Source organism: Archangium violaceum (assembly GCF_016859125.1).
GTDB classification, from domain to species: Bacteria; Myxococcota; Myxococcia; order Myxococcales; family Myxococcaceae; genus Archangium; species Archangium violaceum_A.
Genome location: NZ_CP069338.1, coordinates 3,509,685 through 3,527,380, shown reverse-complemented (window position 1 = coordinate 3,527,380; position 17,696 = coordinate 3,509,685). Strand labels below are relative to the sequence as shown.

The 17,696-nt window shown below is 67.4% G+C and carries 19 protein-coding genes and 1 pseudogene; 10 read left to right on the top strand and 10 right to left on the bottom strand.

The features are described from left to right. The first annotated feature begins 19 nt into the window (after positions 1-19). The 5 genes and pseudogenes from JQX13_RS15210 to JQX13_RS55375 all read left to right on the top strand — a co-directional run bounded on the left by JQX13_RS15210 (position 20) and on the right by JQX13_RS55375 (position 2,921). Complete coding sequence (locus tag JQX13_RS15210; protein ID WP_203409738.1) at positions 20-1,294, top strand: HEAT repeat domain-containing protein; 1,275 nt, start codon at positions 20-22, stop codon at positions 1,292-1,294. A gap of 137 nt (positions 1,295-1,431) precedes the next feature. After that, positions 1,432-1,605 (top strand): annotated as a pseudogene (locus JQX13_RS15205) (DUF2380 domain-containing protein); the annotation flags it as partial. Positions 1,606-1,637: 32 nt separating this feature from the next. Beyond that, positions 1,638-2,261 (top strand): SitI6 family double-CXXCG motif immunity protein, encoded by a 624-nt coding sequence (gene sitI6, locus JQX13_RS15200; protein ID WP_203409736.1) that lies wholly within the window; start codon positions 1,638-1,640, stop codon positions 2,259-2,261. Beyond that, the gene (locus JQX13_RS56295) at positions 2,216-2,401 is read left to right on the top strand and encodes an ArsR/SmtB family transcription factor (protein WP_239014761.1); all 186 of its coding nucleotides are present in this window, start codon (positions 2,216-2,218) and stop codon (positions 2,399-2,401) included. The genes sitI6 and JQX13_RS56295 overlap by 46 nt, the downstream gene beginning before the upstream one ends. A gap of 385 nt (positions 2,402-2,786) precedes the next feature. Then, the gene (locus JQX13_RS55375) at positions 2,787-2,921 is read left to right on the top strand and encodes a hypothetical protein (RefSeq protein ID WP_275424996.1); all 135 of its coding nucleotides are present in this window, start codon (positions 2,787-2,789) and stop codon (positions 2,919-2,921) included. Positions 2,922-3,242: 321 nt separating this feature from the next. Here the strand turns inward: JQX13_RS55375 and JQX13_RS56290 are convergent, their stop codons facing one another. The 4 genes from JQX13_RS56290 to JQX13_RS15175 form a co-directional block, all read right to left on the bottom strand. Continuing rightward, a complete protein-coding gene (locus tag JQX13_RS56290) occupies positions 3,243-3,683 on the bottom strand; it encodes a transposase (protein ID WP_430384177.1) in 441 nt (146 codons plus the stop codon). Beyond that, on the bottom strand, positions 3,655-4,647 hold the full coding sequence (locus JQX13_RS15185) for a transposase (RefSeq protein WP_203409734.1): 993 nt from the start codon (positions 4,645-4,647) through the stop codon (positions 3,655-3,657). The genes JQX13_RS56290 and JQX13_RS15185 overlap by 29 nt, the downstream gene beginning before the upstream one ends. Positions 4,648-4,737: 90 nt before the next feature. Further along, positions 4,738-5,961, bottom strand: coding sequence for a cytochrome c family protein (locus tag JQX13_RS15180; RefSeq protein WP_203409733.1), 1,224 nt, complete (start codon positions 5,959-5,961; stop codon positions 4,738-4,740). A gap of 13 nt (positions 5,962-5,974) precedes the next feature. After that, positions 5,975-7,666: a hypothetical protein gene (locus tag JQX13_RS15175; protein WP_203409732.1), complete on the bottom strand. Its 1,692-nt coding sequence runs from the start codon at positions 7,664-7,666 to the stop codon at positions 5,975-5,977. 295 nt (positions 7,667-7,961) lie between these two features. On the opposite strand from JQX13_RS15175, the gene JQX13_RS15170 reads away from it, so the two are divergent. Continuing rightward, the gene (locus JQX13_RS15170; RefSeq protein ID WP_203409731.1) at positions 7,962-8,357 is read left to right on the top strand and encodes a hypothetical protein; all 396 of its coding nucleotides are present in this window, start codon (positions 7,962-7,964) and stop codon (positions 8,355-8,357) included. A 47-nt stretch (positions 8,358-8,404) separates the two neighbouring features. On the opposite strand, the gene JQX13_RS15165 is transcribed toward JQX13_RS15170, so the two are convergent. Continuing rightward, positions 8,405-8,638: a hypothetical protein gene (locus JQX13_RS15165; RefSeq protein ID WP_203409730.1), complete on the bottom strand. Its 234-nt coding sequence runs from the start codon at positions 8,636-8,638 to the stop codon at positions 8,405-8,407. Positions 8,639-9,004: 366 nt separating this feature from the next. Here JQX13_RS15165 and JQX13_RS15160 point away from each other — a divergent pair, with 366 nt between their 5' ends. The 4 genes from JQX13_RS15160 (at position 9,005) to JQX13_RS15145 (ending at position 13,871) form a co-directional block, all read left to right on the top strand. Beyond that, complete coding sequence (locus tag JQX13_RS15160; protein ID WP_203409729.1) at positions 9,005-9,985, top strand: hypothetical protein; 981 nt, start codon at positions 9,005-9,007, stop codon at positions 9,983-9,985. Positions 9,986-10,489: 504 nt separating this feature from the next. Continuing rightward, positions 10,490-12,313 carry a Tox-REase-5 domain-containing protein gene (locus JQX13_RS15155; RefSeq protein ID WP_203409728.1) on the top strand — a complete coding sequence of 608 codons (1,824 nt, stop codon included), beginning with the start codon at positions 10,490-10,492 and terminating at the stop codon, positions 12,311-12,313. 9 nt (positions 12,314-12,322) lie between these two features. Then, positions 12,323-13,045, top strand: a complete 723-nt coding sequence (locus JQX13_RS15150; RefSeq protein ID WP_203409727.1) for an immunity 52 family protein — start codon at positions 12,323-12,325, stop codon at positions 13,043-13,045. A gap of 19 nt (positions 13,046-13,064) precedes the next feature. Beyond that, positions 13,065-13,871, top strand: coding sequence for a hypothetical protein (locus tag JQX13_RS15145; protein WP_203409726.1), 807 nt, complete (start codon positions 13,065-13,067; stop codon positions 13,869-13,871). 249 nt (positions 13,872-14,120) lie between these two features. Here the strand turns inward: JQX13_RS15145 and JQX13_RS15140 are convergent, their stop codons facing one another. The 5 genes from JQX13_RS15140 to JQX13_RS15120 are packed head-to-tail and all read right to left on the bottom strand — an operon-like array spanning position 14,121 to position 17,670. Beyond that, positions 14,121-15,095 carry a HesA/MoeB/ThiF family protein gene (locus tag JQX13_RS15140; protein WP_203409725.1) on the bottom strand — a complete coding sequence of 325 codons (975 nt, stop codon included), beginning with the start codon at positions 15,093-15,095 and terminating at the stop codon, positions 14,121-14,123. Next, positions 15,092-15,688 (bottom strand): thiamine phosphate synthase, encoded by a 597-nt coding sequence (locus tag JQX13_RS15135; RefSeq protein WP_203409724.1) that lies wholly within the window; start codon positions 15,686-15,688, stop codon positions 15,092-15,094. The genes JQX13_RS15140 and JQX13_RS15135 overlap by 4 nt, the downstream gene beginning before the upstream one ends. Then, positions 15,685-16,455 (bottom strand): thiazole synthase, encoded by a 771-nt coding sequence (locus tag JQX13_RS15130; protein WP_203409723.1) that lies wholly within the window; start codon positions 16,453-16,455, stop codon positions 15,685-15,687. Before JQX13_RS15130 ends, JQX13_RS15135 begins: the two co-directional genes overlap by 4 nt. 4 nt (positions 16,456-16,459) lie before the next feature. Then, on the bottom strand, positions 16,460-16,657 hold the full coding sequence (thiS, locus tag JQX13_RS15125; protein WP_203409722.1) for a sulfur carrier protein ThiS: 198 nt from the start codon (positions 16,655-16,657) through the stop codon (positions 16,460-16,462). Then, on the bottom strand, positions 16,654-17,670 hold the full coding sequence (locus tag JQX13_RS15120; protein WP_239014760.1) for an FAD-dependent oxidoreductase: 1,017 nt from the start codon (positions 17,668-17,670) through the stop codon (positions 16,654-16,656). Before JQX13_RS15120 ends, thiS begins: the two co-directional genes overlap by 4 nt. Between the last annotated feature and the right edge of the window lie 26 nt (positions 17,671-17,696).

Sequence of the window (17,696 nt, the reverse complement as noted above, 5' to 3'; positions counted from 1 at the left end):
GCATACACCGCCCCTTCCCATGTTCAAGACGCTCCTGGGCCACCCTGACGCCGAACAGTTCATCCGCGAGTTCCAGGAAGAGCATCAATCCGAGGTGGAATTCCTCTTGCGGCAGCGACAGCGCTGCTTTCATGCACCAGACCGTTCCTGGTTGGACGCGGAGCAGATGGAAGCCCGGCTCGATCGCCACATGGACGCCCTGCGCGCTGGAGGTCACGTGGCGCTCCGGAGTGCCCGCCAGCTCATCGCCGAGGGCGACATGGGGCAGTTCATGGCCGCCGTCCACGTCCTGGCATCGCTTGCTCCCGAGGAATCCTCCATCTCACGCGTGCTGGAGGTCCGAATAGAATCCGACGAGGAACTCCTGCCTTCCTGGTTCGAGGCGATCGCACTCGCACGGCATCCAGAATGGGTGTCCGTCTGCATCCAGGCAGCCCTTCACGAGCGCCCCCTCATCCGAGCCACAGCCGCGCGTCTTCTCGGTTACCGTCGGGAAGGTGAGCATGAGCACCTCATCCGCTTGCTACGTGAGGATGCCGACTCCAAGGTCCGTAGTACCGCCGCCCTATCCCTCGCCCACCTGGGCTACGGGCCCGCACTGCCTCTCGTCGAGCAGTCCCTGAGCCACCTTCCACCGGACGACGCCGAGCCGATGCTGCGAGCCGCCCTGCTCCTGGGCTCATCCAGAGCCCTGCAGGTCTGCCGTCAGCTCTGCCAGTCCAACACCCCATCTCCTCCGCTCGTGCGCTTGCTCGCGCTCGCCGGCAGAGAACAGGATGTGCCACTCCTACGCCGGCTCTGCGCGCGCTCCTCCCTGGCCTCGTCCGCATTCGAGGCACTCGGCATCTTGGGGATCGCTTCCACCATCCCTGAGCTCATCGAGCACCTCGCGTCGCCTCAGCTCGCGCTCCGGCTCGCCGCCGCTTCCGCATTGGCGCTCGTCACTGGAGCAGGATTGACCCAGAAAGTGCATATTCCCGATGAGGAGGACGAGGACGCTCCAGACCGAGCGGTCGAGCAACCGAGTACTGATGAGAAAGCATGGCGCCACTGGTGGAAGGACCATGCCTCCCACTTCCAGAAAGCCATGCGCTTTCGTCATGGCCGCCCCTTCTCACCAACAGCATGCCTCGACGAGCTGGAGGCAGCTCGCAGTTCCTTCCAAGTGCGCGCTCGAGCAACCCTCGAGCTGGCGCTTCTCTTGGGCCAAGCCCCCAGTATCGAGCCGGATTGGCCCATCCACCGCCAACGTCAAGTGCTCGTCCGCTGGCGGCGACTCCTGCGCACGAAGTGAGGTGCAGCACTTGTCGAATCAGGGGAAGAACGAACTCGATCGTCCGCGAGCGAGGTGCGCGGCTGTGAGGGCTGCCTGTTTCATGAATGAGCTCCACTGGGGTCGCCCGCGGCGACGAGGACGATGTCTCCGGGCTCCGCTACCGCCAGGGCATCCTCCCCGCCTTTCCGCGCCTCGAAGGCACGATGCTCAAGCACCGCCTCTTCCCCCAGGCGCAGGAGTTCAGGACCTGGCTCAGGGATTGCGGCATCAACATCCACGAATGGACGATGCTCATTCCGGAGCAAGTCCACCTGCGCATCCACCGTGGCGTCCTTGAACTTCGGGCTCGCGAATCGACCACATGAAATTCCACGAGCTGGAGCGAGACTCATCGCCCCGCTACACGGGCAACCTGAACGCTGTCCACAAGTGGGGGCTGCCCGGTGTGGAGCGCTGCCCTGTCTGTGATTTACCGCCAGAGGAATATACGATGGGCCAATACCCGTGCGTGGACTTGTCGGGTCTGCCGCCCGGGGACCAGGAGAAGCTATTGGATTCCTGGCCCGTTCCGCACGAGGAGCTCATCCGGCTTCGCGAGCTGGTGCGCCCCCTGGCGCCTTCCTACGCCGTGCTGACATCGGGAGCGCGCTTCGGCCCGCTTCAGGGAAGCGGCCTGGGCTACTTCGGCCAGCTCGTCATGCAGAACCCCTGGTCCCTCTGCATGCGCCGCGAGGCCCTGGAGCAATTGCAGGGCGCGGGCGTGCGGGGCCTCGATAGGTCTCAGTCCCGAGCAAGAAGCTGCTCTGCTCACCTCGGAGATGGAAGGCCTCACGCGCCGCAAGGCCGTAGGCGTCGAATAGCTCCTCGAGGAACTTCTCGAAGGCACCACCCCTCGGATGTGGCAGGTGTCGAAACGAGCGCTTTGACACCTTATCGCTCGTGGCGCCTTTCCAGCTCAGCCAGCCCACCATCTCGAAGCATCTGAAGGTGCTCGAGCACGCGGGGCTCGTCTCGCGGGGCCGCGATGCCCAGTTCCGCCCCGTGCGCCGCAACGCGGCGCCGCTCACGGGGGCGACCACCGCCGCTTCTGGGAGGAGAGCTTCGACCAGCTCGACGAGTACGTGAAGGACCTGATGCAAAAGGAGAGGCACCATGACAACAGCCGCAAGCGCAAATGAGTCGCTCGCCGATCGCGAGCTCGTCATCACCCGCGTGTTCGAGGCCCCGGCCCGCATCCTGTTCGAGGCGTAAGCAAGCCCGAACACATCAAGAAGTGGGCTCGCCTCCTGAGAAGGCGTCGCGCGTGAACGCGACGCCGACTCCTGGCACTCAGCGAAGGATTCGCCGCATCGTCGGTGGGAACACCACCTTCTGCGGTTTGCCTGGCGCGGGGCTTCTGAGCTTCAGCGGCTCGCCGGGTGGCGGCGACGAACTCGCCAGTCCGTAGACGAAGCTGAAGTCAGAAGACCACCCCGAATCCCCAGCGATACTCGCGTTCCGGTGACAACTGATGCAATTGCTCGCATTGTCCGGAGACCCCGTCTGGATATACGTCTCCATCGTCGTGTTCGCGATGGGGATGTTGTTGGACGGAGTCGCACCGGCGAAGGGCAGCGGAACCTTGACCGGCTTCGTGGGATTCTGACTCGGAGCCGTGGACCAGAGCGTGTTCACCAGCACGTAGTTCTTCCAGACGGAGTCCGGGTAGTTCTCGGCGATCGCGGCCTGGACGGTCTGGTTGGCGGCCTGAAGAGCAGTCGATAAATCCCTCGCGGGAGCAGAGCGCGATCAGGAAGTGGAGGGGAGGGCGGAGGAAATCGCCCATCCCGAGGCGCGGAGTTGGAGGGGGGGGGTTGTACAGGTGGGAAGCAGGCGAGAGCGGGATTCAACCACACAGCCCGGGGGCTCATCGCCTGGTTGGAGCCTGAGAGGCCCGGTCACACCACACGCGGCAGGGGGCTGGCCGTCAGAAGCCAGCAGGCAAGGCGGTGACCTGGTCCACCGGCACCGGACTGATGCCGCCACCGAGAGAGGCCGCGTTGCCTGGAGCCAGCTCGAGGAGGTGAGCCGGCTCGGCAAGCGCGCTCTGGCGCGCCAGCAGCGCATCCACCAGAGGCTGGCCGTGTGCGGCCAGGTTGTGCGCCAGGGCCACCAGCAAGGCGACACACTTCACCTTGTCCAGCCCCCGCACCGTCACCTGCGTCAGGCCATAGCGCCCCTTCACCTGCGCGTTGACGTTCTCCACCAGGCCGGCGCGGGCCTTGTACTGCTCCTTGGCCTCGTCGGTGCGCATGCGCTCACGCCACGCCTCTACCTCGGGGGAATGGTCCCCCTGCTGCCCGGCCTGGGCCATGCGCTCGGGCACCGAAATGAGCGCTTCAACCCCCTTGGCCGCGCACTGCTTCACGTCTGCGCACGTGGCATGGCCGCCATCGGCCAGCACGCGGCTCGGGCACCTGGCCCGTGCGTTGCTCAATCTGCTCCACCATGGGGCTCACGCTGCCCATGTCGCTGCCCTGGTTGGTGACTTCCACTCCCACAATCGTTCGCGGCCCTCCCAGCGCCTCCCCAGCCACCGCGAATTGCAGGTTGTAGGCGGGTCGGAAACCCCCATCGGCCATCTTCATCACCCGTGCATCCGCATCCGTGGAGGAGGCGCGCACCTTCTCCTTGTCCGCCCCCTTCTTCCTGGCCTGCTGTTGCTTTATCGCCTCCAGCGCCGCGTCCACCCGCGCCTGGTAGTCACGCGCCTTGGCCTCTCGTGTCGCCTGCTGCCCACGCGTCAGCTCCGGGTCGTCCTTCTGCGCCAGCACCGCTTGCAAGTGCAGCTCGGCCTGCTCCTGGCACTCCCGCAGCGACTGCTCCCGCCGGAACGAAGGCGCCGAGGCACTGGCCCTCACCCGCGTGCCGTCCTGCGCCACCTGCTCCAAACTCACCAGCCCCTGCTGCAACAGCACCGAGAGCACGTCGGTAAACACCTGCTGCAACACCTCCAGGTGCTCCACCCGGAACTGGCTCAGCTTGTCGTGGCTCACCTTCACTCCACCGGCCAGCCACTGGTACGCCCTGTCCTCCTCGCACCGGCGCGCCAGCTCCGTCGCCGTCCCCACTCCCTGCTCAATCCCGTACACCCACAGCGCCAACAGCAACCGGGGACTTGTCACCGGGCGTCCCGCATGTCCCTCCACCGCCTTGGCCCCGGCCAGAAAGCCTCTCAGGTCCAACGCCTCCACCGCCGCCGCCACTACCCGCACCGGGTGCTCCGGCTCCACCAACTGCTCCGGCATCTGCTTGAACAGCCAGCCTTGCGACCTGTCCGGCTCTTTCGTCCGGACTCTTCCCTCTGCTGCCCGCGCTTTCTTCTGGCTCACTCCCCCTGCCTACTTCACATGGTACCTCTTGCACCCGAACCCCAGGGGTGGGGCTTTGCCTTCCCCACCCACCTTTGGATCACCCAGCTTTCACTTCCTGGGATTTATCGAGCGCTCTTGAGCGGTCGACTCGATGGGTGTCACCCGAGTCACCTGGATGGGGACCGGAGCCGGGCAGCCGCCACCGAGCCAGTAGGGGGGCGGCTCGTTCGGCGTACAGCCCACCGTGACCGAGGTGCCGCCGTCCACCGAGCAGGACTTGTCCAGAGCGATCGTCCGTGGCTTGCACTGGGAATCGTAGAAGTTCCAGCTCGTCGTCCCGGCGTCGGCGCCGTGGTCGGGCGCGTTGTTCACATGCTCGAAGGTCGCCCATACCCAGGTGGGCTGGGTGACCGTCTTGTGGATGATGTGCAGACCCACCAGCGCCACCGTGGTGGCCCGGCACTTCTGGGTCGCCGGCTCCACCACCACCGCCGGGGAAAGCTTGTACGCATTCCACCGGCTGTCCTGGGGATTGGGCACCTCCATCCACGCCGCCTTCAGCTCGAGAGCACCCATCGTATTCGGCTGCCACGAACCCATCGGGTTCACGATGGGGCTCCCCGCGCCCCCATCCACCAGGGCCAGTTGGTTGGCCGCGTTGTAGAGCCCCGCGTCCACGATATACGTGTATTCAGGCTCGCTGATCCGGACCTCGTACCAGACGTTGGTGCCATGGCTGGCGCCCAGCCACGCGGGGAGATCGCGAGGGAACGCCTGATTGCCGCTCCCCGAGGAGAACTGGGTCTCGAACTTCGAAACCACGTTCAGCGCCAGCATCGAGCTGGCCTGCTCCGGGCTGACGTTCGCCTCGGCCAGACAGTCCTCGGAGATCCTTGACGGAGTGCCCCACGGAGGTGGCGTCCCGCCGTCCGGCAGGAAGAGTTGCTCCGTGCTCATGAACGTCTGCCATTGAACCGCCCCGAGATCGCCGGGCGCGCCGAAGGAGGCGCCCGTCGTTCCACCATCCGGCAGGATGGCGGCGGCCGGCCAGTTCAGGGAGATGAACTCCGACCAGGCGAAGCAATTCGCGTCGAGCTGGCTGGTGACACGGCTCACATCCGGCGGGACGTTGGGACCGAACTGGATGTTCTGGGTGCCGCTGCACGAAAACCGCGGGGCGGGGGCGCGGGCCGAGGAGTCCTTGGCCACCGGAGGAGCCGTCCGGGCCTCGGTGCCCGCCGGCTCCTGGATGGACGGACGGCTGACGCAGGCCCCGAGAAAGAGGAGCCCCGGGAGCACCAGACGCCCGAGCGGGATGGGAAGTGGGGGCATGGGTGTGTTCTCCCTAACCAGCGACGACGTTCAGCGCGGCGGGGAACGCGATGGGGGACTGGGCCTGGTTGATCCAGACGCCCCGGAGCCCGAGCGCCGCGTTGGCGCTCACGCTCACCAGCAGCTCGAGCACCTGCGCCTCATCCGGGTAGGTATTGCCCGGCACGGCGTACTTCACCGTCCGCATGCCCTTCACCGTGACGGAGATCCCCTCCCCGAAGGAGACGGTGGGCAAGGTGGACCCCGGGACGGAGGCGGTCAGCACAAGGGGGATGTCCGACTGCCCCGGCCTCACGAGCGGCGCGATCAGGGTGCTGTTGCTGGCCAGGTTCATCTCGGTGCCCATCACGTTGGGTACCGGGGTGTTGATGAGGGCGTTGAACACGTTGGCGTGGAAGAGTTGCAACGGCATGGGCAGCGGCGGCGTCCGGTCCCCCTGGCAGTCCCTGACGGGCGCGGCCTCCTGCGCGGGAATGGCCATGCCGGTGATTTGCATGAGGAAGGTCTGGGCGACCTGGCCGCCCCACTGGATCTTCCTACCGTTGATGGTGATGTCCGAGACCGTCCAGTTCTTGCCCGGAGGGGCCTGGAAGGTGGCATGCAGGATGTAGTTGCCGGGAAGTTGGGTGCCATCCACGGTCAGCGTCTGGGTGCCGCGCACGATGGTCCAGCAAGCCGCCGGATCCGTGCCATCCGGCGTCTTGTAGTTGGAGCCGGCGAAGTCCGGCAGTTGGATGTACAGGCCCGGGGGATTGGCCAGGGTGGCCCGCATGGGAGGATCATTGGGGTTGGGCGACGTGACGAGCTGATTCACGCTCTGGCCAATATGCGGATCACTGTTGCGTTGAGGCTGGCCATAATTCGCACAACAGATGAGCGTCTCCGCGTCGGAGTTGCCGCACTTGCGCGGGGCCGCCAGGGCCCCCAGGCCGATCTCCGTCTGGAGCGTATTGGGCGTGCTGGTCAGGTGCATGGCCCCCCCTTGCGTGCTGGTCGACACGGGGCCGTTGTTCCACTTGTTCAAGGGGTTGTACGCCGGCCGCCCGGTCGATGGATCGATCACGAGCTGACCGGTGGCCGGATCCTTCAACTCCAGGTCCTGGAGTTGGATCTGCGGCTTGTTCAGGGTCCGCTGATACAACTCCAGGACCTTGAGCGGATCGATCATCCAGAGTGAATTCATGTACTCTGGGTTCTCACAGGTGAAGTCGATCCGGACGATGTTGTTGTTGCTGTCTCGCTGGACACTCCACTCGCAGTACTCATCCTGCCATCCCCGGGGACCGAAGGGGCCATAACGGCTCCTCTCCTCCGTGCAGGGATTGATGATCTGCGGCAGTTGCGCGAACGGAATGCCCTCGAGGGTCTTCCCGGTGTCCGCCAGCGAGAGCAGGTCTTCGTCGGAAAGGACCATTCCCTCGGTGTTGGCCTTTCCGCCGCCGATCTTGCCGTAGTAGTAGCTGAGACGTCCGGGAAAGGCGTTCCACTGGATCTGCGCGTAGATGGCCCCCGTCGTATCGGCGGTCGTCGGATTGAAGTAGTAGGTGTTGTCAGCCGATTCGGTGGCCGCCCAGGGGCTCCCGACGATTCCCTGGTTCGTGAAGCCCGTGAGGTTGGTCGTCCACTGCTGGTTCAGGGCGCTCTGCTTCCGCTCATCATCGGGAAAGTCGATTTGATTCGCCGGAGTAATGAATTGCTTCGCCATCTGTGGCTCCTGGGGCGCGGGGGAATCGCTATGCGTCGTCGGGTGCTGGCCTGGCCAGGGTCTCACCTGGAGTGAACAAAACGGGAGACCACATTCACCAGGAGTGTTTGACAACCCACGCGCGCGGCCCGTCAGGGGGTCAAACGACTCGTAGGGCCCGAGGTGTCGGAACCGTCTTGCGGTAGAGCCGTATGGAATATCCATACGGAATCACGGACACCCTCCCCACTTTTCGTGAGGTACCCTCCCAGGGGCGCTCGCACCGACGCGACGTGCCTTGACCCAAGGACCCCACATGATGCCCCTCCGCCATCTGTTGTCCTGGAGCGCCGCGCTCCTGGTTTCCTTCGCCCCGGTGGTCCACGCCGAGCCCTCGACCGGGCTCGCCTCCGCTCCGGCCGCTATCTGTGAAGGCTCCTCGCGGGGCGATGCCTCTCTGGCAGAGCAAGAGTCCACGACGGCGGCGCTCTGCCATGAGGCCCTTTGCGAGACGGAGCAGGACTGTTGGAACGCGTGCCCGAGCGCGCGCACCGTGGCCTGTGTCCAGTTCTCCTGCCAGTACACCTACGGCTCCGGGGGAGGAGGAGGCGGCGGACCCTTCTGCGCCGAGCAGTTCTGCTCGGAGGATTGGGAGTGTGAGTGCAACGGCCGGCCGGGCTATTGCGGCGCGGATTCAATCTGTCACTTCTAACGACAGGCTGGCGGGGCTCGAGTTTCTCGACGCCCTTTCGGGGAAGGTCAGGGATGGCTGTAGCAACTCGACATGTCTTCGCCGTTGTAGGCCGCGCCATCCTCGCAGAGGCGACCGCCGCTGCCGGAGAGAGGCTCCCACCGGAAGGCCGACCCCGAGTAGGTGATGGAGACGTAGGTGATGCCGTTCCCGAACGTGGACGTCGTCGCATGGGTGGCCACGTCCGGGCTCCCCCCCACCGCCGCCAGCAGTTCCGACACGTCCTTGCGCATGTACTTCACGGGCATCTCCGCGTGAGTAGGGCACCAAGCCTGTAATCCTTGAAACGCCAGGAACCCTGGTGGGCGCTGTCAAGCGCCTCCGTTCCCAGGGTTGCCCAAACCCTGGCAGCCACGCCCTGTCGCGCTCGGGCCACCCGCGCAAGCCATTTCCGGTGCTCCTCCAGCAGGGCGTGAACGCGAGCCGCCACGAAACCGCCAGACGCCAGAGCAGGGTGGCCAATGGAGTCCCCACTCGGAGATTGCTCTCGTATTGAAATGAGGGGATGCCTCAGACGAGGCCGAACGGGCAGAAGAACACGCTCTTTGGTGGCGAGTCGGGCTTGCCCCGGTTGGCTCCACGGTGCAGGTGCTAACGTCCGGCACAGCATGCGCCAACGCCTTCTCCCCTTCCTCATCCCCTCGCTTCTGACCCTCTTGCTCTGCACGTCCGCCGCGCAGGCCGCGCCTCCGAAAAAGCAGAAGAAGAGCGCCGATACCGCGAAGCGCGTGACGCTCGTCATCTGGGGCGGGGGCAAGACGCCCGCCGACGCCGAGCGTGCGATGAAGGACTTCACGGACCGCGGCTTCAAGTCATCGGCTCCGCTGGTCCGTCTGTTCTCCAGTGAGGTGCGGGGCCTCAATCCCGGCTTCCACATCGCGGTGCTCGGCGCCTGTTCCTCCGTGGAGGGCCACGCGCTGCTCCGCCGGGCGCGACAGTTCTACCCGGGGGTCTATGGGCGGGCCGTGCCCGCGGAAGGAGAGGTGGCGAAGCTCTCGTGCCCGAGCGTCACCACACCGCGGCGGGAATGGTACTACGAGCCCTCCCCAGACGAGCCCGCCGTCATTACCAGCTCCGAGGAGGTGCTCGTCCCAGCCGGTACGCTGAAGGTCTCCGTGGAGGCGACCATCGATTCGGACTCCGAGTTCGTGGCCGCCTCCTACTCGGTCAAGGCCCGCCTGACGAAGGGTGAGCAGGTCATCGACGAGTGGACGCACATGCAGCCCGACTTCGCGACCGTGAGCGACCTCACGCTGGATGGCAAAACGGTGGTGCTCACCACGAAAGACGCGTTGAGCGACTGCAAGGGTGACTCCTTCGCCGAGGTCGAGTTCCGCACGCGCCGCTTCTCGGTAAAGAACGGGAAGATTGCCGTGAAGGAGCAGACCACGGGGCGCGAGTCGAGCCTGTGTGGCCCCAACTACGAGGGCTCGACGCCCTGCTCCATCGCACGCCAGACAGCGTTGTACAACGCCGTGCGCGGAGCCTGCGAGAACGCCACACGCGACGATTGTATGAAGGCCATCTCGGAGTACGAGGCCGAAGCCGAGGACGTCGAGTGCAACGAGTCGTACGGCGGCGCTGACTGACCTGTGACGGGTAGACCGGGGCAGTTGCCCACTCTCCCAAGGCGCCGAGCTTCGGACAGGTACACACCTTCCGAAGCGAACCCTTTGACACTTCTCTGGGCATGTCGCGAAGGTGCGTTGAGGAGACATCGGCCAGCGGCGGCCCCAGCATCCGCTTCACCATCTGCTCCTTGAACGTGTCCGTGTTCGGCTGGTCCGCCGCCGCGGCGGGCGATGCCGCGAGGAGCGCGGCGGTGGAGGCCGCCTGTTTCATGATTGATTTCCACTGGGGTCGCCCGCGGCGACGAGGGCTATGTCTCCGGGCCAGATAGCCGCGAGGCGTTCCGCCGCCCTCCAGGCGCGCAGGCCGGAGCGGCACACGAGCACGGCGCGCTGAGCGCTGCTGGCTCGGCTCTATCAAGCCTGGGGGCCAACTCTGAAGGCCCGTGCGAGACTTCCCCAGTATGGTTGACCATCCCGTATCCTATTCTTCAGGGCTATCGCACCTGGGGAAAGGCCAGCGTCATGGCAGAGGAGCACCGGAGTCCTGGGGCGGGAAAGGGCCCCGGTACACAGCTCGAGGCCTGGCCGAGCGCTCGGGACCGGGCCTGGTGGGCCATGGGGGCGCTGGCGCTGTTGGTACTTGGGCTGCTGACGGCGTGTGCCACGGGCTACCCCATGGGCGGGACGCTGGCTGGCACCGCACGCCACTGGGAGCGCTCTCAGCGGGTGAGCCCAGATGCGGAGGAATGTCCTCGGCGGGCCCAGGCGTCATCCGCGACGAGGCCCGACGCTCCCCGCGAGGAGCTGGAGACCGCTGACGCCGGCGCGGAGGACGGCGAAAACCTCGGAGTGGTTGAGGTGAGCGCGGCTGGGGGCGACGTGGCGGCGGTACGGCCTCGGCGCCTCTCCCGCTGCGCGAGCAAGGAGAACGCGCAAGAGTACCTGGTGGGGAAGGACGTCGGATGGCCGGATGGGGTAGGCGACGGTCGGCCCTTCGAGGTGCCCATGACCCTCGACTACGTCCAGGGCTTCCTCGTACAGGCCGGGGTGCCCATCACCTCGGTACCCGGAGACGGGAGCACGCTGTCGCCCCAACAGGCGTTGGCGCTGCTGCCACACCTGCTCTCCACACCGGTGACGCTGCGCAACTTCGGCCCGCGACGCATGGCGGCGCACCTGCTCCTGGAGGTCGCCACGGGTGGGGAGTTGGTGACGCGAGACGAGCTCCATACGCGCATGCGGCGCTTCTCGCGACTGCTGGTGCTGCGCCCGGACGGCTACCTGGTGAAGGCGGCCTCCGGTGTGGCGCTCCAGAAGGCTGGCCAGGTGGTGCTGGCCGAGGACGGGACGCTGCGAGCCGGGCGCTTCGAGGTGGGCCCCTTCTACGCAATCGATGGCGGGCGCCTCTTCCTGGTGGACGAAAAGCTCGAGGTGCCGAAGGGAGCCCGGCCAGCGGGCATCTACGAGCCCGACGACAACCCCGGGCTCGCGGTGGCCGAGGGGGCCGTGCTGGCGGTGGTGGATATGGTGGAGGGCCTCTACCGGCTCGTCTTCTACACGGGCGAGACGCTCGAGGGGCTGGCGCAGCTCCCGGGCGCCGTGCGGCAGCTCTACGAGAACTCGCCGCGGCTGTGGGAGGAGTTCCGCCACAAACCTCATGCGGAAAAGGTGCGCACCGTCTCCAGGCTCGCGACGGGCATGCTCCTGACGGTGGGCACCTCGGGGGCGGGAGCTGCGAAGGCAGCCTCGTGGGGCGGAACGCTCGGGAGCAAAACCGTCCCACTGCTGTCGCTCTCGGGGGACGGGCTCCTCGCGGTACGCCTGGTGGCGGTGCCCGTCGGAGGAGCCATCGCAGTGGCGGGCAACGCGCTGAGTGCCACCTACGTCCTGCACATGGCCAACACGGGCGCCCAGGGGGCAGGTGGCGGTGGTGGGTGGCCTCCCGTTGGCGGGCCCGGGAAATGGGAACCCGCCAACGAGAGCATGTCGGAGGACTCTCGGAGCTACCAGTCCCAGGTGACGGGCGCCCCGCGGGGTTGGGTGTACCGCGTGTGGAGGAACGGCGAGAAGGCTGACTTTGACGGCTACAGCCTCTCGGAGGGTGTCCTGCAGGACGGCAAGGCGTTCAACTATGCCAAGCACTTCGACAAGAACCTCGATCCCAAGGAGTATTTTCAAGGCGCCAAGAAGCTCCTTGAAACCGCCAGACGCCAGAGCAGGGTGGCCAATGGAGTCCCCATTCGGTGGTACGTGGCGGAACCGGAGATGGTCGGTATTCTCGAGAAGATGCTTGAGAAGGCGGGCCTTCCCGGTATCGAGGTGGTCTACCAGCGCGCGGTGCAGTGAGGGATGCCCATGACGGAGAGATACTATGCAGGCGTCTACTGGCCTGCCCGGCTCGAATCCGCGGAGGAGTGCGCCCGGCGCTCGGCGACTTTCTTTCGCCTCCTCTCTCAATGCGACGAGATTTACGCTCGTTGGTATGAGCAGGGGGACACGGAGGAAGAGGCGCTCCAGCGTGAGTTCACGCCGGACCCTGCGACGTTCCTGCGCTTCTTTCAGCGGGAGGAGAACCAGCTCGGCCGGGATGGTTTCAGCCTCGGGGCCTGGACAGGTCACGCGGAAGACGGGCGCGGGGGCATGGTGAACCTCACCTGTGGAGATGCGTCCGGGGCCTACCCCAATTGCTGCCTGATTTATCTCCCCCGGACGGACGTGGAGCCCGTGGGCACGCGTGTGGTGGCGGCTCCCGTCCTGGTGAACGTACTGCGGGCCCTGGTGCTCGCGTGGGAGCCGCTCTTCGGCGTCATCGCCACGGATGAGTTTCGTCACGCGCTGAGATTGAAGAGAGATCCCAGAGGCTTCGTGGGGTGGCTCACGTACCTGTCCCGAACACGCGGGGAGGTGCCTCCACTGCCGGCACCCGTCCGGGTCGAACCTGTCGAGGACAAGGGCACGCTGATCATCCTCGCGCCCGAGCGACTCAGCGCATCCAACCCACAGCACCTCTCGCTCGCTCGCAGGGTCCAGGAGGTATTGGACTCGAAGGATCTACTTCGCCCGGTGCTCTCGTATTGAAATCGACGCCGAGCGTGCGATGAAGGACTTCACGGACCGCGGCTTCAAGTCATCGGCTCCGCTGGTCCGTCTGTTCTCCAGTGAGGTGCGGGGCCTCAATCCCGGCTTCCACATCGCGGTGCTCGGCGCCTGTTCCTCCGTGGAGGGCCACGCGCTGCTCCGCCGGGCGCGACAGTTCTACCCGGGGGTCTATGGGCGGGCCGTGCCCGCGGAAGGAGAGGTGGCGAAGCTCTCGTGCCCGAGCGTCACCACACCGCGGCGGGAATGGTACTACGAGCCCTCCCCAGACGAGCCCGCCGTCATTACCAGCTCCGAGGAGGTGCTCGTCCCAGCCGGTACGCTGAAGGTCTCCGTGGAGGCGACCATCGATTCGGACTCCGAGTTCGTGGCCGCCTCCTACTCGGTCAAGGCCCGCCTGACAAAGGGTGAGCAGGTCATCGACGAGTGGACGCACATGCAGCCCGACTTCGCGACCGTGAGCGACCTCACGCTGGATGGCAAAACGGTGGTGCTCACCACGAAAGACGCGTTGAGCGACTGCAAGGGCGACTCCTTCGCCGAGGTCGAGTTCCGCACGCGCCGCTTCTCGGTAAAGAACGGGAAGATTGCCGTGAAGGAGCAGACCACGGGGCGCGAGTCGAGCCTGTGTGGCCCCAACTACGAGGGCTCGACGCCCTGCTCCATCGCACGCCAGACAGCGTTGTACAACGCCGTGCGCGGAGCCTGCGAGAACGCCACACGCGACGATTGTATGAAGGCCATCTCGGAGTACGAGGCCGAAGCCGAGGACGTCGAGTGCAACGAGTCGTACGGCGGCGCTGACTGACCTGTGACGGGTAGACCGGGGCAGTTGCCCACTCTCCCAAGGCGCCGAGCTTCGGACAGGTACACACCTTCCGAAGCGAACCCTTTGACACTTCTCTGGGCATGTCGCGAAGGTGCGTTGAGGAGACATCGGCCAGCGGCGGCCCCAGCATCCGCTTCACCATCTGCTCCTTGAACGTGTCCGTGTTCGGCTGGTCCGCCGCCGCGGCGGGCGATGCCGCGAGGAGCGCGGCGGTGGAGGCCGCCTGTTTCATGATTGATTTCCACTGGGGTCGCCCGCGGCGACGAGGGCTATGTCTCCGGGCCAGATAGCCGCGAGGCGTTCCGCCGCCCTCCAGGCGCGCAGGCCGGAGCGGCACACGAGCACGGCGCGCTGGCCCGGTTCGGGCAGCTCCATGCCGGGGCCGACCTCCGCCACGCTCAGGCGCCTCGCGGCCGGGTGGATCAGCGGGGCCTCCTCCGCCCCGCGCAGGTCGATGGTCAGGTCTCCTGGAGTAATCTCCGAGGGGGAGACGAAGCGCGGCGCATGCGCGGGCTCCTCCGCCCCGTCGAAGCGGAAGCCTCCCGCGCGGAAGGTCGCGCCGTCGAAGGTGACGAGCCGCCCGAGGACACCTGTCTCCCCCGCCAGCAGCGCCAGCGCCATCTGCGCCTGCATCGCTCCGATGACACCCACGACAGGACCGAGCACTCCGGTCTCGGCACAGCTGCCCATCCGCTGCGGCAGGTCGGGGAAGACCGCGCGCAGGCTCGGTGCGCCGCCGCAGAAGCCACCCGCATAGCCCTCGCGCCCCGTGACGGAGGCGGAGACGAACGGGAGGCCCCTCGCGAGGCACACGTCCGAGAGGATGTAGCTGACCGCGAAACTGTCGGCGCAGTCGAGGATCAGCTCGCAGCCCTCGATGAGCCTCGGGGCGTTGGCGGGCTCCAGCGCGGCCACCACGGGCTCCACCACGCTCTCCGGGTTGAGCCCGGCGAGGTGGCGGGCACAGGCCTCGGCCTTGGGCTGGCCGAGGTCTCCCATGCGGAAGAGCGTCTGGCGGTGCAGGTTGCTCTCCTCCACCCTGTCGGGCTCGACGAGGCGGATGTGCCCCACCCCAGCCCCGACGAGGTATTGCAGCACCGGCGCGCCCAGGCCCCCCGCCCCCACGACGAGGATCCGCGCCGCCCGGAGCCGCTCCTGAGCGCCCTCCCCCAGCACGGCCGTCTGTCTGGCATAGCGGCTCACCGCGTCACCTCCATCCATTCGGCGATCCGCGCCTCGGGGTTGGGGTTCAGCGTGATGTCCGTCACCACCGAGACGATGTCGGCCCCCGCCGCGAAGACGCCCGGGGCGCGGGCGGTGCTCATGCCGCCGATGGCGACGAGGGGGAGATCTCCAATCAGGCGCTTCCATTCCGTCACCCGCTCCAGCCCCTGCTGGTGCCACTTCATCTGCTTGAGGACGGTGGGATAGACCGGCCCCAGCGCGACGTAGTCGGGCTCGAGCGAGAGGGCACGGTCGAGCTCGGCGGGGTCATGGGTGCTGATGCCGAGGCGCAGCCCCGCGCGGCGGATGGCGGGGAGGTCCGCACCGTCCAGATCCTCCTGCCCCAGATGCAGCCAGTCGCAGCCCTCCTCGATGGCGAGCTGCCAATAGTCGTTGACCACCAGCACGGCGCCGGCCTTACGGCAGAGGTCTCGGGCGGCGGCGACCTGGCGGCGCAGCTCGTCCGGCTCGCGGTTCTTGAGGCGGAGCTGGACGAGCTTCACGCCCAGGGGGAGCGCCCGGGGCAGCCACGCCACGTCGTCGAAGATCGGGTAGAAGCGGTCGAGCTTCACAGGAAGGCCTTTCCAATCACGGGCGTGGAGGGGGCGGCCATATCGCGCGGCGGCATCGGGCCGGCACCGCGGGCCAGGCGCCCGGCCTCCAGCGCCTTCGCGAAGCCCTCGGCCATCGCCGCGGGGTCTCCCGCCTTGGCGACGGCGGTGTTCAGGAGCACCGCGTCGAAGCCCATCTCCATCGCCGCGGCCGCCTGGCTCGGCAGGCCCAGCCCCGCGTCGATCACCATCGGCACGTCGGGGAAGTGCGCGCGCAGGCTGCGCAGGCCGTAGGGATTGAGCAGCCCCAGCCCCGTACCTATCGGCGCGCCCCAGGGCATCAGCACCTCGCAGCCCACCTGCAAGAGGCGGTCGGCGAGCACCAGATCCTCCGTCATGTAGGGGAAGACCTTGAAGCCCTCGGCCACGAGGAGCCGCGCCGCCTCGACCAGGCCGAAGGGGTCCGGCTGGAGCGTGTCCGCATTGCCAATCACCTCGAGCTTGATCCACTCGGTCTCGAAGAGCTCGCGCGCCATCTGGGCCGTGGTGACCGCCTCGCGGACGCTGTGGCAACCGGCGGTGTTGGGGAGCACCCGCACGCCGAGCCCTGAAATCAGGCGCCAGAAATCCTGCCCCGCCCGCTCGCCCCCCGCCTCGCGGCGGACCGACACGGTGGCGACGCCCGCGCCCGAACGGCGGAAGGCCTCGGCCAGCACGGCGGGCGAGGGATATTGCGCGGTGCCCAGCATCAGCGGCGAGGCGACTTCGGTTCCGTAGAAGACAGGCATTGGCTCAGCCCCCCTGCCTGGGCGTCACGATCTCCACCCGGTCGCCCGCGGTGAGACGCAGCCCGTCGCGCGCGGTGGCGGGCACGAAGGCCTCGTTCACGGCCGTCGCGACCTTGGCCTCGCCATGGCCCAGTTCGAGGAGGAGCGCGCCGAGCGTCTCGCTCGCCGTCTCGCGTGTCTCGCCATTCACAATGATTTTCATCGCAGGAGCTCCACGGGTTCGCCGGACAGGAGGTGGTCGGCCGCCATCCGCGCCAGCACCGGTGCCATCAGGTAGCCGTGGCGGTAGAGGCCGTTGAGGAAGAGCGTGCCGTCGCGCTGGATGAGGCGTGGGACGTTGTCGGGGAAGGCGGGCCGCGCATCGGTGCCGATCTCGAGGATCTCCGCCTCGCCGAAGGCCGGGTGCAGCGCGTAGGCGGCGCTGAGGAGCTCCAGGACCGAGCGGACACTCGCTCGCCCACGCTCGGCGCTTTCGATCATCGTGGCGCCGAGCATGTAGATGCCGTCGCCGCGGGGGACGAGGTAGATGGGAATGCGCGGGTGGAGGAGCCGGATCGGGCGCGAGAGGGCCAGGTCGGGGAGGCGCAGCACCAGCATCTCGCCCTTCACGCCGCGGAGCTCGGGGAGCGCGTCGCGCGCGGCGAGGCCCCGGCAGTCGATGCGCTGCCCCTCGGGCGCGGTCCGAGCGAAGGCGACGCCGAGCGCCGCGGCACGGGCACGCAGGGTGGCGAGGGCCACGCGCGGCGTCAGATGCGCCTCGGCCGGGAAGAAGAGCCCGCGGTGGAAGCGGCCGTCGAGATGGGGCTCGAGCGCGGAGAGCTCCTCGCCGCCCACCCACCGGTGCTCCCGCGTCCGGGCGGCGAAGCGGTCGAGCTCGGCCCGGTCGCGGCCCAGGGCGAGGACCAGCGTGCCACGGCGGACGACCTCCACCCCCTGCGCCGCCCACCAGTCGGCGGCGGTCTGCCCGAGCCGGATGACCGGCTCCTCGGCCGTCTCGCCCTCGCAGAAGGGAGCGAGCATCCCACCCGCCCACCAGGAGCAGGCATGGGGGCCCGGTTCGGGATGGGGATCGACCAGCGTCACCCGCCCGCCGCGGCTCGCGAGCTCGACGGCGGTGCAGAGGCCCATGACCCCGGCGCCGAGGATCGTGTAGCCGCTCGGGCCCGGGGTGTTCCGGGCGGTGGTGGCGCTCGCGAGGGCTGTGGGCGTCTGCATCGCGCTTCCTCTCTTCGCAACCGGCG

Bases quoted from the DNA above. Each gene is read 5' to 3' on its own strand.
- JQX13_RS15160 (WP_203409729.1), top strand. From the start codon at position 9,005: ATGCGCCAACGCCTTCTCCCCTTCCTCATCCCCTCGCTTCTGACCCTC.
- JQX13_RS15120 (WP_239014760.1), bottom strand. From the start codon at position 17,670: ATGCAGACGCCCACAGCCCTCGCGAGCGCCACCACCGCCCGGAACACC.
- JQX13_RS55375 (WP_275424996.1), top strand. From the start codon at position 2,787: ATGCAATTGCTCGCATTGTCCGGAGACCCCGTCTGGATATACGTCTCC.
- JQX13_RS15150 (WP_203409727.1), top strand. From the start codon at position 12,323: ATGACGGAGAGATACTATGCAGGCGTCTACTGGCCTGCCCGGCTCGAA.
- JQX13_RS15130 (WP_203409723.1), bottom strand. From the start codon at position 16,455: ATGCCTGTCTTCTACGGAACCGAAGTCGCCTCGCCGCTGATGCTGGGC.
- sitI6 (WP_203409736.1), top strand. From the start codon at position 1,638: ATGAAATTCCACGAGCTGGAGCGAGACTCATCGCCCCGCTACACGGGC.
- JQX13_RS15155 (WP_203409728.1), top strand. From the start codon at position 10,490: ATGGCAGAGGAGCACCGGAGTCCTGGGGCGGGAAAGGGCCCCGGTACA.
- JQX13_RS15180 (WP_203409733.1), bottom strand. From the start codon at position 5,961: ATGCCCCCACTTCCCATCCCGCTCGGGCGTCTGGTGCTCCCGGGGCTC.
- JQX13_RS15175 (WP_203409732.1), bottom strand. From the start codon at position 7,666: ATGGCGAAGCAATTCATTACTCCGGCGAATCAAATCGACTTTCCCGAT.
- thiS (WP_203409722.1), bottom strand. From the start codon at position 16,657: ATGAAAATCATTGTGAATGGCGAGACACGCGAGACGGCGAGCGAGACG.
- JQX13_RS15145 (WP_203409726.1), top strand. From the start codon at position 13,065: ATGAAGGACTTCACGGACCGCGGCTTCAAGTCATCGGCTCCGCTGGTC.
- JQX13_RS15210 (WP_203409738.1), top strand. From the start codon at position 20: ATGTTCAAGACGCTCCTGGGCCACCCTGACGCCGAACAGTTCATCCGC.
- JQX13_RS15170 (WP_203409731.1), top strand. From the start codon at position 7,962: ATGATGCCCCTCCGCCATCTGTTGTCCTGGAGCGCCGCGCTCCTGGTT.